We start from the raw sequence: 13,244 nt of genomic DNA, 5'->3' as shown, positions 1-13,244 counted from the left end.
ACGCTGTCGCTCGGAGGTCCAAGCAGGCTGCAGTGACTGGAATCACTCCTCGCGGTTCCCGGACGTGTCCTCACCCCACCCGTAGTCGGACGCCTCGTCGTCCCGCTCGAGGAACACGATAACTCCCGTCGCGGTTCCACCACCGAACGAGCCGCTTCCCGCGAGAAAAATCCCGGTTTCGGCTAGTGGGCGCGTATCAGTTCACCGACCGCCCGTCTAGATCCCGAGCCACTCGTCGTTTCGGACCTCGTAGCCGTTCGCCCGGCAGAACTTCGCCGCTTCTCGGCGTACCGCCCGAGACGACGGGAGCGCTTCTTTGTCGTGGATTCGCTCGACGATCCAGTCGCTGATGGCCTGGATCCCTTCGTCGTCGTCGACGGCGTCGACCGCTGCGAGCGCCCGGAAGGTCTTCTCGTACGCCTTGCGCTGTGCCGGACTGAACGCCGGATTCCGAAGCGTCGTGCTGGCCTCGAGGACCTGTTTCATGGCCCCGGCAACCGTCGGTCGCTGTACCTGCACCAGGACGGCGGCTGGAGCGTCGAACGTCTCCTCGTCCGTCTCCGGGACCAGCTCCTCGAGACGGTAGCTCCCGTCGACCGATTCGATCTCGCGGTCGCCGACCGCCGCGACGACCTCGGTCCCCGTCGCCGGGAACGTCACCGCTTCGAGCTCCGCCTCGAAATCGGCGAGCTCCCCCGCGTCCACCGGTGGCTCCGCCTCGTCCCCGCGCTCCAGTTCCGCCGCGACCTCGCGCTCTCGCTGGCGTCTCTCGGCGTTGCGTGCTTGCTTGTTTCGACCGCGTTTATCGTCTGCCATACCGGAAGGTTGCCCCTCGAGTCTGATAGCTCTGTGCCCGACAGGGCCTTGCCCGCCGAGCGTCGTGGCCGCGGTTCCACCGAGAGACATGCAACATCTGCCTCGTCGGCGGCCGCCGTGACCGGGGCGTCTCGAGTCGATCCGTCGCCGTCGACCGCGTCACTTGCATACTGACACACCGAGGGACGGAACGGGCGCCTTCTCGGCGGGACAGGACCGCTCACGGGAGGGAAACCGTCTCCCGCCCATCGTTCGTGTTCCACCCATGAAACACGTCCGAGCGCTCGAGTGGACGCTCCGTGGCGAGACGGACGAGCCCGACCAACTCCGCTACACGTCGTCCCGGCGTCGAGGGGATTCTCGAGGTCACGCACGACTACGACGGCATCGACGAGCGGTCGATTGCCGACGCAGACGAGGGGAAGTCCGACGACCGTGCCGACGAGATGGACCCCTCGCCTGGTGGGCTGGGCGGTTCCGACCGCGGCCAGATCGCTGTTCCGGTCGCGGAGCTCCGATTCCCTCGAGTCGAACGAGTCTGAGGAAGAGCAGCACTGCTGAGTGGCTAACCAATTTCAGAATAGCCTATTTTGAAATAGGCTACTCGGAAGTATTATCCTCTGGTGTGATAACCGGTAGACATGGAGCGCTTCGTCAACCGGGAAGATGAGCTCTCACGGCTCCGCAGGTGCTACGACTCCGACGACGCTGAGATGGTCGTCATCTTCGGCCGGCGGCGCCTTGGGAAAACACAACTCGTCCAGCACTCGCTTGCCGAGTGCGATGACGCCGTTGTCTACCAGGCTACGGAAACCACGTCACAGATACAACTCGACGAGTTCGTCGACGTCGCTGCCGACACGTTTCCAGGAATTACGGATATCAAGCAGAACTGGGAAGCCCTCTTGGGGTATCTCGGTGACCAAGACGGGATCGTCGTCCTCGACGAATTTCCGTACCTGATTGACGCCGAGGAGAGTCTTCCCTCGGCCATTCAGCGACTGTGGGACCAGCGATTCCGGAACACGTCGGGAACACTCGTTCTGGTTGGGTCATCGATCAGCATGATGGAAGAAGCGACGCTTCTCGGGAACAGCCCCCTGTACGGGCGCTTCACCGAGAAACTTGATGTCCGACCACTCGACGTTGCCGCTGCACAAGAGTTCCTCCCGGACGAGTACTCCCCCGAAGAGCGGGTTTTCGCGTGGGGGATTTTTGGTGGTGTGCCGTACTATCTCGACGGTATCGATCTCAACCGAAACTTCGGGACAGTCCTCACGAAGGAGGTGCTCTCTCAGAAAGGATATCTCCACAACGAACCAGAATACGTCCTCCGGACCGAGCTCACGGACCCGAATCGGTACTTCGCGATTCTCACCGCAATAGCCGCGGGGAAGACGACATCGAACGAGATTGCCCAAACGGTGGGAATCGACGGGAAACAGATCTCGACGTACACGCAGAAGTTAGAACGGTTGCGGCTCATTGAACGAGAAGTTCCGATCACCGAGGAGAAAGCGACGTCACGCCGCGGACGCTATCGACTCCTGGATCCACTCTTTCGCTTCTGGTTCCGTTTCGTCTACGGCAACGAGGATCGATACGAACGTCTAGGTGAAGACGCCTACGAAGCGGTTATCGAGCCAGAACTCCCAGATTTCGTCAGTCAAGAGTTCGAAACGCTTTGCCAGGATGCCCTCCCACGCCTGTATCCAGAGAAACTGTTCCTCAATATCGGCCGCTGGTGGTATAAGGAACATGAAGTGGATGTTGTTGGGTTCACCACGGACGGAACGATGGTCGTGGGAGAGTGCAAGTTCACGAACTCGCCACTGGATTACAGTGCGCTGTCCTCACTCGAAGACCACGCGTCGGAGATTCGCTGGACGCCGGAATCCGGCGAAGTTGACGCGGAATACGCGTTGTTCACACGGAGTGGTGCAACACAATCAGTACAGGAAGCTGTGTCCGAGCGTGACGATCTCCGATTATTTAGATTGTCTGATATCACTGACTCGTAGTAAGAGCGGGCAGGAGCTGGCCGATCTTGTGGGTAGCTTCGTCGATCGACGGTGCCGATCGGGCCACTGATCGCCGACCGAGCGCGACCGTTCCCGCAGTGGCGACTCGAGCAGCGCCACCGAGAGAAGAGCCGATCGGTATCGGACGGGACCCGAACCTGCACGGACGCGTCGGCGACGCCGACACCACTGGCCGGTTCTCGTGGGCTTTTGCCCCGAAGGTGGCCATCGGGGGTATGGAAACGCAGTTTCAGTCGTTCTCGCCGGCTGCTCGACAACCTCGAGGCGATCCTCGAGGGGGAACAGTCTCTTCGGTGCACCGCCGGGGCCTGTCCGCTCGAGCGCCCCGCCGGGCGTCCGCGGTTCCACCGGGAGAGGGCGGCTCACACCTGCCTCGGCGGCGGCCGCCGTGACCGGGGCGTATCGAGTCGATCCGTTGCCGTCGACCGCGTCACCCGAATACTGAGCCGCCGATCGAGGGACGGAACGAGCGCCTTCTCGGCGGGACAGGACCGTCCACAGGAGGGAAACCTTCTCCCGCCCGCCGTTCGTGTTCCACCCATGAAACACGTCCGAGCGCTCGAGTGTACGCGCTGTGGCGAGACGTACGAGCCCGACCAACTCATCTACACCTGTTCGAACCATCCCGGCGTCGAGGGGATCCTCGAGGTCACCTACGACTACGACGTTATCGACGAGCGCTTCGACGAACCGCTCGACGGCCGAATCGAGAACCAGTGGAAGTATCGGGCGTTCCTGCCCGTCGCCGACGATGCGGAGCCGGTGACGTTGCAGGAGGGGGGCACGGCGCTCCACGACGCCCCGCGACTCAGCGAGGCGCTGGGCGTCGACATGCGCGTCAAAGACGACGGCCGCAACCCGACGGGCGTGTTGAAGGATCGGGCCACCAGCGTCTCGGTTACGAAGGCCGCCCACGCCGGCCGAGAGATCGTGACCTGCGCGTCGACGGGCAACGCCGCGGCGTCGCTCGCCGGCTACGCCGCCCGCGGCGGGCTCGACTGTCGGATCTTCGTACCGGGCGATGCACCCGAAGAAAAACTGGCCCAGCCGCTCGTCTACGGGGCCGACGTCCTCGCCGTCCAGGGGAGCTACGACGAGGCCTACGACCTCAGCATGGACGTAACCCGGGAGTACGGCTGGTACAACCGCAACGCGGCGATCAACCCCTTCCAGGTCGAGGGCAAACGCACGGTCGGCCACGAACTCGCCGAGCAGACACGAGAAGCGGTCCCCGACTGGCTCGTCTTCTCGATGGGCGACGGCTGTACGATCGCCGGCGGCTGGAAGGGCTTTCGCGAGTTCTACGACCTGGGCTACGTCGACGACACCCCCAAGATGCTCGGCGTCCAGGCCGAGGGCGCACGCGCCATCCACGACGCCTTCCACGAGCACGACTCGAGCGACGACGTCGCGGAGACGCTGGCCGACAGTATCGCCGTCGGCCGGCCGCGCAACACGGTGAAGGCGACCAGAGCGCTCCACGAGAGCGGGGGGACGTCGGTCGTCGTCAGCGACGAGGAGATCCTGCACGCAGCGCAAACGCTCGGCAGCACCGAGGGCCTCTACGCCGAACCCGCCGGAGCGACGCCGATCGCCGGGATTCGGGCCGCACTCGCCGAGGGGATCATCGACGGCGACGAGTCGGTCCTGGCCGTCGTCACTGGCTCCGGACTGAAAGACACGACGAGTGCGATGGAGGCAGCCGGCAGTCCGACGGAGATCCAGCCGGACCTCGGCGAGGTTCAACGGCGGTATCGCGTCGACGAGTAACGCGCTCCCGGTCGGGCGCGGGCCCCAGCACCCAGGGCTTCGTCGCGCGATGACCGTGGTACGTCGACAGCAGCGGGGGCGGTCGGGAGCGCATCGACCGGGACCGGACGACCCGCTCGAGCGCGACTCTCGACCCGCGCGCTTCGGGACTCGCGCCCTCGATCTGAACTCCCCGGAAGTCGGTGCCGACTCTCGGAAGTTGCATCGACGAAACCGAACGTCGAAATCGCCGCCGACGTTCCCGCTGCTGAAACTTTCATCAGTCCAAAAACCTATTATATCATGAACACATCCGTCGGGACTATGCAAGCTGTCGTACTCGCCGCCGGAGAGGGAACCCGACTCAGACCGTTGACCGAGGACAAACCGAAGGGTATGGTCGAGATCGACGAGGAGCCGATCCTCACGCACTGCTTCGATCAGCTCGTCGAGCTGGGCGCGAGCGAACTGATCGTCGTCGTCGGCTACCTCAAAGAACGAATCATCGACCACTACGGCGACGAGTACCGCGGCGTCCCGATCACGTACACCCACCAGCGCGAACAGGACGGGCTCGCCCACGCCCTGCTGTGTGTCGAAGACCACATCGAGGACGACTTCATGCTGATCCTGGGCGACAACGTCTTCGAGGCGAACCTCGAGGACGTCGTCCGCCGTCAACAGGAAAACCGCACGGACGCGGCCTTCCTCGTCGAGGAGGTCCCCTGGGACGAGGCGTCCCGCTACGGGGTCTGTGACACCAACGCCTACGGCGAGATCACGGACGTCGTCGAGAAGCCCGACGACCCGCCATCCAATCTCGTGATGACCGGGTTCTACACCTTTACGCCCGCGATCTTCCACGCCTGTCACCTCGTTCAGCCCTCTGACCGCGGCGAGTACGAGATCAGCGACGCCGTCGACCTGTTGATCCAGAGCGGACGCACCATCGACGCGATCGGCCTCGAGGGCTGGCGCATCGACGTCGGCTACCCGGAGGACCGAGAGGAGGCCGAACAGCGCCTCCAGGAGACGGTTCCGGCGACGGCCGACTGACGCCCGCTGCCACCGCAGCCTAACCGACCGACTCTGGCAACCAGGTATCGAGCGAGAGGGAGGACGTCAGCGTCTGCACACCGGTCAGTGACTGCCGGCACGTCGGGAGATGCCTATTTTCCGCTGGCAGTGATAGTCGGAACCTGCACTTGGTAGCGCATCGCAGCCGTGTTGCCGAGGGCACTACCCCGTTTTCAGGGAGGAAAACCCATGGCAACGACAGACGACACAGAACTCGAGCAGTTCGGGGACACGCTCCGGGGCGAGTTGATCCGACCGGACGATCAGGAGTTCGACGACGCTCGCGCCGTGTACAACGCGATGATCGACAAACACCCGCGGGTGATCGCCCGGTGTTCCGACGTCGCCGACGTGATCGCAGCCGTCGGCTTCGGGCGCGACCACGGCCTCGAAACGGCGATTCGGAGCGGGGGCCACAACGGCGCGGGGTTGGCCACAGTCGACGATGGGTTGGTGATCGACCTCTCGGAGATGACCGGGGTCCGTGTCGATCCCGAGGCGCGGACCGTCCACGTCGAACCCGGCTGCACCTGGGGTGACGTCGATCACGCCACCCACGCGTTCGGGCTGGCGACGGTCAGCGGTATCATCTCGACGACGGGTGTCGGTGGACTCACCCTCGGCGGCGGGCACGGCTATCTGAGCCGCAAGCACGGACTGACGATCGACAACTTGGTCGGCGCGGACGTCGTGCTGGCCGACGGCCGCCTGGTCCACGCGAGCGAGGACGAACACGCGGACCTGTTCTGGGCGCTGCGCGGGGGCGGCGGCAACTTCGGCGTGGTCACCGCGTTCGAATTCGAGCTGCACCCGGTCGAGACCGTCGTCGCCGGCCCGCTGTTCTGGCCGATCGACGCCCTCGAGGAGACGATGCAGTGGTACCGCGAGTGGCTGCCGGCCCAACCGGCGGACGTCTACGCCTTCTACCTGATCCACGAGGTACCGGGTGACCCCTTCCCGGAAGCGATCCACGGAGAGAACGTCTGTGGCCTGATGTGGTGCTATCTGGGACCGGAAGACGAGGCCGAGGACGTGATTCAGCCGGCGCGAGACGTCGCTGAGCCGCTCTTCGAACACGTCGATCCGATGCCATACCCGGCAGTCCAGAGCATGTTCGACGGGCTCTACCCGCCGGGCGACCACTGGTACTGGAAGGGAGACCTCGTGTACGAACTGACCGATGAGGCTATCGCCGAGCACGAACGCTTCGCCGAGGTCCCGACGCCGAAGTCCGGGATGCATCTCTACCCCATCGACCGGGCCGTCCACGCGGTCGACGGGGACGAGACCGCGTGGGGCCATCGTGAGGCGACCTACTCGATGGCGATGGTCGGCGTCGATCCGGACCCGGGCAACGCGGAGGCGATCACGGACTGGGCCCGCAGCTACTGGGAGGCGGTCCACCCGCACACGGTCGGGGGCTCGTATGTCAACTTCATGATGGACGAAGGCGAGGATCGGATCCGAGCTTCCTACGGCGACAACTACGAGCGCCTCCGTGAGATCAAGGCGACGTACGATCCGGACAACCTCTTCCGCATCAACCAGAACATCGAGCCGGCCGGCTGAGCCACGTCGGCGGTGACCGACCCTCGACCGCTTCCCGCACCTGAGGACGGAAGTATGCGCTATCGGGCTGTCGCACCTTCTATCGAACACTCGAGGACGGCGTCCGTCACCAACACGAACGCGCTGACGCGGCCTTCCTCGTTGAGGAAGCCCCCCGTAGGACGAAACGCCTCGCGACAGCACGACCGCCTCCGGCGAGATCGCGGACCGACGACGGCGCGATCGACTGGCCCTCGAGGACTCCGTCGGCGGCCGCCTCCCCCGCCGGGCCGCCGTCGACACCGACACAACGTCCTCACCGTGTCACCGCCCGCCTATTCGAGGAACGCCGTCGCGTCCTCGCGGGACGCCGCGAACGGGTCGCTCCGCCCGGCCTCGAGCGCGTCGAGACAGGCCCCGACGCTGTAGGTTCGCTCCCCGTCCGAACAAGGCACGACACAGATCAGCTCGCCGTCGGCGTAGACGGCCAGACACGCGGTCGGCACCCGGAGTTCGGTGCGCGGCCGGGACTCAAGCAACGACGTGGTTTCGTGACGGCTGAACGCCGGCCCGAGCGTGTACCCCTCGCGCTCGGCCCACGCCTGGAACGCGTCGATCGTAAACGAGACCGACGGCCCGGTGTCGCCGAGCCGCTCGAGAGCGGGCGTCACGGGCCCCCAGGTCGCGACGGCCACGGCGGCGACGCCGTCGGCCTCGAGGCGTCGGACCCGCTCGACGAGCCGGCACAGCCTATCGACGAGCGCCACGGACGCGTGCTGGCGGAGGTAGAGCACGACTCGTCGCTCCGATGGCCGGTCTGGCGGATCCATTGTAGTACTAATTTCATCACTGAGACAAATAAAGGAACCAGCTATCCCGACTGCGGGGAGTCGACGCCGCTAGCTATCGGTCGCCCCTTCGGAGGGCACCGAACGCACGACGATCGACGACTCAGCTGTACCGCTCGAGGTCAAGCCCGAGGATACTCCCTACCTCGGCACAATCCGAACTCGCCGAGCAAAAGACAATCGAACTCACGGTTTATGAGGGTGACACGTACGGAGGAGGCACTGTTTCGGCGAGTTTCCCGTTCCCGACGAAGCAAGCACGGGGTGTACGAGGTATCAGGGGAATGTGAGACACGACGTGATGACATGGACCGGTGAAGAGCAATCGTATGAGTATTGTGAGTGCAACGACTGCTATTGTTTTTCTGACCAATAGCCCTATGCTATTGGCCTATGTACCAATAGATGAGGATGGCTGCACTGACCGAAGACGACCTGGATGGCGTGAGCGAGGGGAGGAAGTACCCCGACGGGACTGCATCCGTGTGTTCTGCATGCGGACGGACCGTAACGCGTACCCGTCTAGATGGGCTTACAAGCTCCACTACGGCGAGACGGAGCCGGACCCACCCCGCACGCTTGATGACGGGACGATTCGTCGGTACGATAACTCGCACGAAGACACCAAAGGGCACGAACTGCACGTCGCACCAGAACCGGACCCAGACATCATCACGTTCCCTGGGATGATCGAACTCTGGAACGGTTCTGGAGCGAGATCCCGAAAGCCGAGTTCGAGGTCAAGTGACGCCATCACACCACGGTGATAACCCATGAACGATACCACGCCGCCGCTGCACCCGATGGAGCGCGAACAGCTTCGGGTCGAATCGACCCTCGTCGTGACCGTGAAGTCGTCAAGTGAGTTCCACGATGACGTCACCAATGGGATCAAGGCGCTCGAAGAGGGCGATGCGGTGGATTCTACGCCGACGCTCTCGTTCACCAGCTACGACGATCTCATGGAGACGCTGACGCCGCGCGTCCTCGATCTCATCGAAGCCATCCGCCAGGAAGAGCCAGCCAGCATCAACGAGACTGCACGGGTCGTTGACCGAGACGTGAAGAACGTCCACGAGGAACTCAGCCGGCTCGCCCAGTTGGGCATCATCTTCTTCGAGGAAGACGGCCAGAGTAAGCGTCCGGTCGTCTGGTTCGACAAACTCGTTATTGACCTCCCGTTCGATCCAGAGACTGGCGACACGGCCACCGCCGCGCCGTAAACACGGCGCGTTTCAAACCCGGCTAAAAGGTAGTATATCTATCAGCGGCGACGATGCATCCTCAGCAACTGGTACGAACGCTCTGTTGAACACAGAGCGCGACCGGTGTAAAGGGGCAACCGCTTGGCACAGGCGAATGGTATTTTACATCAGCTTCGCTACATGGCTTGAATCACAGCTGCCACCAAATATGTGAAAGATACAAAGATATATTGAACGTAGCCGTGTATAGACACCCATGACCGAGTTCGACCCGGCACCAGAACCCGATCGCCAACGATGGCAGGCAGGAACTGATACGTTCGGTCGAGTCTACGAGGTCGCGCTTGGCGTTACCTCACCCACCCCACACACGGAGATTGCAGAATTGGCAGACTGCTCTCCAAACGCCGCGAAAAAGCACCTGGATCGGTTGTCCGAGATGGGAATCGTTCGAGCGAACACTGGCAGTCGTCCCCCACAGTACGAACGGAACGAGGCATACCTCGAGTGGCAGGACGCAAGCCGAATCGCAGAGGATCTAACCATCGATGAGATCATCGATCGGGTCCGAGCGCTCGAGGAACGGCACGCGGAGTTCCAGGAGCAGTTCGGAGTCACGAATCCGACGGACGTGGCCGTGTTCGATCGAGGCGATCACGAGACTCACCACGAACGGATGGCCGCAGTGAGCGACTGGCAGGGTGTACGTCGAGATATGCGCCTCTATGAGCTTGCTCGCCAGCTCTCGCAGAACGACGGTCACCTCATTCCAGCATAAATGGGTCCCTCACCGGATGACGAGCCACGAGACTCGGTTGGACCACCCGACCGACAGACCCTCCAGCTGCTCGAGCGACAGCTCGGGTCAGATTCGTTGGTTACGGAGACAAGGTTCGATCCGAACAGCCACGAACCGCGACTCCTCCGTGCAGTGCTCGACGAAAACCAGTATCCGGAGTCAATCGCCACTGCTCGACTCGATATCCGGTGGTTCACGACCGGTGATTTCTCGGTACACTACGTCGAAGAACCGCTCGACGGGACGCGGTGGGAGTGTCGCTGGGATCGCCATCCGAACTCCCACAACACTCGCTTGCACTTTCATTGCCCACCAACTGCTGAAGAGGTAACCGACCTCTCCCTGCCTTCGCTTCACCCACTTGAAGTGTACTCGACGGTCCTTGCTGCAGTCGAAACGCGAATGGAAGATCTGTGGTCGGCGTGAACCGCCTCGAGAGCAAGCTCGAGGATACTCGCCCTGCTCTCCCTCCCGTGGCACGACCCGAACTCGCCGACCAAGGAACTGTCTCAACACTGCCGATTCGAAACAGTTGATCTAGCTGGTATTCCCCGTGCGTGGGAATCCTCGCCGTCGTCGGGCGTAGCCCGACTGTCTGAGGGATCTCCGATGCCGCTCCGTTTGCGGCGAGGAGGATGTCACCCGGACTGTGGGAGCCGGCGCCTCGAGCTATCGGTCCGCTTTGTGCACGAGTGCTGGGTGCTCGGACGCACGGCACTCGCGCGAACGGCTCAACTGAACCGCTCGAGAATTTTCTCGAGGTCGTAGTGCGAGCCCGGACCCCCACCGTCTTTCCCGCGGGCAGGGCGGGCGTCGACCGAGAAGGTGTAGGCGCCGGTGATGGTGTCGCTCGAGAAGGCGAACTCCCGTTCGTCGTTCCACACCGCCGACCAGTTGTAGGGGGCCGTCCCCGGCGAGTGGCGCGTGTCGGCTCGATCTAGCTCGAGGTCGGTCGCGAAGCGCTCGGTCGCCACGGGGTTCTCGGGATCGGTGATGTTGGCGACCCAGAAGCCCTGGGAGTAGCCGCCGTCGACCAGCAGCGTCTCGTCGCCGTCCGTGAGGATGTCGTGGAAGTGCGTCGTCCAGACGCCGACGTCCTGCTCCCTCGCATCGGGCGAGTAGAAGTGGCTGATCGGCCGTGGATCATCGAGGCTCCCCTCGCCCCAGCCGATGTCGAAGACGTGTTTCCCGCCGGGGAGCTCCCCGAACAGCTCGTCGCCGACGATGGCGATGTCGCGGTTCGGATCGAAGTGGGCTTGGTGGCAGTCCTCGAACCCCGGCTCGCCGACCTCGGTGTAGTCGGGGTGGTCGTCGTAGTCGAACCGGCCGATCTCCTCGGGATGTAACGAGTCCTTGGAGATATCGAGGATGACGTAGCCCACGAAGTCCCCGCCGATGTACGCACAGTGGAGCACGTCCCGGATCGGGTCGACCTCGAGGGCGTGACAGTAGCCGTCGGGGCCGGCTGCGTCGTGGCGCACCGGGTTTTCCGGGTCGTCGACGTCGACGGGGATGACGCCTGGCTCGCTGCTGGCTTTGTCAATCATGTAGATGACCGTGTCCTCGGGGTGTTCGGCGTTGGTATGTGAGCCGGTGTTCGGCGCGTCCACCGTCGCCAGCACCTCCGGGTCCTCGGGGGTGCCTTCCTCCCAGCCGAAGTCGACGACCGACATGCCAAGCGGCTCCAGGCTGTCGTCGTCACGCTCGTGGGTGACGTAGTAGAGCCCGTCGCGGGTGCCGTCGAACCGCATGTGGTTCGACCGGTAGTTCTCCTCGGGCCACTCGAGTTCGTGGGCGACCGTCGGGTTCTCGAGGTCCGAGAGGTCGTACAGCGTCGCGACGACGTTGCTGTCGCTCCCGCTCGTGCCGGTGCTGCTGGGGAAGCTGCTGACCCCGCCCCACATCCCGTCGGGGCTGGTCGTCCCGAACGTGTAGCGGGGCTTCTCGCCTTCGGGCAACTCGTGCCCGAGCAGGTCGGTACGACCGCGGGTCCGCGCGTTCGCCTGACCGGGCGTGTTCGGCGTGTTGTGGTTCGGTCCGCGTCCGGCTGCCGTCCCCGTCCCGACCGCGGCGGTCGTCAGCCCGGCGATTCCGATCCGTTTCAGCAGCGTCCGGCGTGGTGTGTCGCTCATGATGGGTTACTCTGTCTCGAAACCGAGACCGTTCCGAGTACTGGACGAATAATTGTATCAGTATGTGACTGGTTCAATCATCGAAAGAGAAGGGAAGAGTTATACGTTGCTTTCAGGAGAGCATCCGTTTACTCAAGTAAAGGCGGCCCCGTGAGTAGGGTTGAATCGGGCGTACGTCCTCCGGCGGACCGACGCTCGGTCCACGCGGGGACCGGCGTCGACAGCAGTATCGGAGTTGGAACCGGACACCGGCTTCGTGCGACGAACTGCGGTTCGAGGTCAGAGTCGCCGACCCGAACGCGCATGCCCCACGGAGCCGTCTTCACGGCAACGGTCGAGTCGAGATCCCGCTCTTCCGGGTCTGCCCGAACTCGAGGGGGCCGCGGTGAACGCCGTCCTCACGACTGCTCGAGAATCGTCTCTCGGTAGCATACGCCATGGAAGGCCGGTCCCTCAAGTGTCGGCGGCCCCGATCTCGGCCGAGATGAGTAGCTCACCGGCCGCCGACCCCGTCGAGACAGAACCCGAGAGTGCTGGCGACGACTGGACCCTCGAGCGATCCGTCGAGCGCTACCCCGACCTCGAGGTGGGGGATCTCGTTCGTTTCAACAAGCCGATCGCGGAGGCGGACGTCTCCGCGTTCGCCGACGCGAGCGGCGATCTGAACCCCCTGCATCTCGACGAGGAGTACGCCGAAGAGACGATGTTCGACGGCCGAATCGCCCACGGCGGGCTGGTCGCGGGCACGATCTCGGCGGCGCTGGCCCAGTTCCCCGGCGTCGTGATCTACCTCTCCCAGGACCTCGAGTTCCGCGACCCGGTCGAGATCGGGGGGACGGTGACCGCGACCTGCGAGATCGTCGAGGCGCTGGGCGAGAACCGGTACCGACTCGAGACGACCGCGGTCGACGAGGCCGAGAATACGGTGATCGCCGGCGAGGCTGTCGTCGTCATCAACCCGCCGCCCGCCGACGAGTAGGCCGATCTCGTTTCACGAGCGCTCGAAACTGGTCAGCCAGGTGTCCCCA

12 protein-coding genes are annotated in these 13,244 nt (G+C 63.8%); 9 read left to right on the top strand and 3 right to left on the bottom strand.

Annotated features, from left to right (window positions below; translation table 11 throughout):
- Nucleotides 1–216: 216 nt before the first annotated feature.
- On the bottom strand, nucleotides 217–816 hold the full coding sequence (locus QA609_RS07625; RefSeq protein ID WP_278302001.1) for a hypothetical protein: 600 nt from the start codon (nucleotides 814–816) through the stop codon (nucleotides 217–219).
- A gap of 299 nt (nucleotides 817–1,115) precedes the next feature.
- On the opposite strand from QA609_RS07625, the gene QA609_RS07620 reads away from it, so the two are divergent.
- The 5 genes from QA609_RS07620 to QA609_RS07600 all read left to right on the top strand — a co-directional run bounded on the left by QA609_RS07620 (nucleotide 1,116) and on the right by QA609_RS07600 (nucleotide 7,253).
- The gene (locus QA609_RS07620; protein ID WP_278302000.1) at nucleotides 1,116–1,358 is read left to right on the top strand and encodes a hypothetical protein; all 243 of its coding nucleotides are present in this window, start codon (nucleotides 1,116–1,118) and stop codon (nucleotides 1,356–1,358) included.
- Nucleotides 1,359–1,457: 99 nt separating this feature from the next.
- Complete coding sequence (locus QA609_RS07615) at nucleotides 1,458–2,837, top strand: ATP-binding protein (RefSeq protein ID WP_278301999.1); 1,380 nt, start codon at nucleotides 1,458–1,460, stop codon at nucleotides 2,835–2,837.
- 561 nt (nucleotides 2,838–3,398) lie between these two features.
- Nucleotides 3,399–4,628: a threonine synthase gene (thrC, locus tag QA609_RS07610; protein WP_278301998.1), complete on the top strand. Its 1,230-nt coding sequence runs from the start codon at nucleotides 3,399–3,401 to the stop codon at nucleotides 4,626–4,628.
- Between the two features lie 303 nt (nucleotides 4,629–4,931).
- Nucleotides 4,932–5,663, top strand: a complete 732-nt coding sequence (gene aglF, locus QA609_RS07605) for a UTP--glucose-1-phosphate uridylyltransferase AglF (RefSeq protein ID WP_278301997.1) — start codon at nucleotides 4,932–4,934, stop codon at nucleotides 5,661–5,663.
- Nucleotides 5,664–5,873: 210 nt separating this feature from the next.
- A complete protein-coding gene (locus QA609_RS07600) occupies nucleotides 5,874–7,253 on the top strand; it encodes an FAD-binding oxidoreductase (protein ID WP_278301996.1) in 1,380 nt (459 codons plus the stop codon).
- Nucleotides 7,254–7,567: 314 nt separating this feature from the next.
- Here QA609_RS07600 and QA609_RS07595 read toward each other — a convergent pair whose 3' ends face one another.
- Nucleotides 7,568–8,062, bottom strand: coding sequence for an HTH domain-containing protein (locus QA609_RS07595; protein ID WP_278301995.1), 495 nt, complete (start codon nucleotides 8,060–8,062; stop codon nucleotides 7,568–7,570).
- Between the two features lie 347 nt (nucleotides 8,063–8,409).
- On the opposite strand from QA609_RS07595, the gene QA609_RS24665 reads away from it, so the two are divergent.
- From QA609_RS24665 to QA609_RS07580, 3 genes are all read left to right on the top strand, one after another.
- On the top strand, nucleotides 8,410–8,847 hold the full coding sequence (locus QA609_RS24665) for a DUF6516 family protein (protein ID WP_343233791.1): 438 nt from the start codon (nucleotides 8,410–8,412) through the stop codon (nucleotides 8,845–8,847).
- A 36-nt stretch (nucleotides 8,848–8,883) separates the two neighbouring features.
- Nucleotides 8,884–9,303, top strand: a complete 420-nt coding sequence (locus QA609_RS07585) for a hypothetical protein (RefSeq protein WP_278301993.1) — start codon at nucleotides 8,884–8,886, stop codon at nucleotides 9,301–9,303.
- A gap of 238 nt (nucleotides 9,304–9,541) precedes the next feature.
- Entirely contained in the window at nucleotides 9,542–10,063 is a 522-nt protein-coding gene (locus tag QA609_RS07580; RefSeq protein WP_278301992.1) for a sugar-specific transcriptional regulator TrmB, read from the top strand.
- Between the two features lie 752 nt (nucleotides 10,064–10,815).
- Here the strand turns inward: QA609_RS07580 and QA609_RS07575 are convergent.
- Nucleotides 10,816–12,216, bottom strand: a complete 1,401-nt coding sequence (locus tag QA609_RS07575; protein ID WP_278301991.1) for a regulatory P domain-containing protein — start codon at nucleotides 12,214–12,216, stop codon at nucleotides 10,816–10,818.
- Between the two features lie 484 nt (nucleotides 12,217–12,700).
- Here QA609_RS07575 and QA609_RS07570 point away from each other — a divergent pair, with 484 nt between their 5' ends.
- Complete coding sequence (locus QA609_RS07570) at nucleotides 12,701–13,195, top strand: MaoC family dehydratase (RefSeq protein ID WP_278301990.1); 495 nt, start codon at nucleotides 12,701–12,703, stop codon at nucleotides 13,193–13,195.
- Nucleotides 13,196–13,244: the final 49 nt, after the last annotated feature.

Source organism: Natronococcus sp. A-GB7 (assembly GCF_029688865.1).
Lineage (GTDB): Archaea > Halobacteriota > Halobacteria > Halobacteriales > Natrialbaceae > Natronococcus.
The sequence above is the reverse complement of the archived record's forward strand: the minus strand, read 5'-3'. Positions and strand labels throughout refer to the sequence as shown.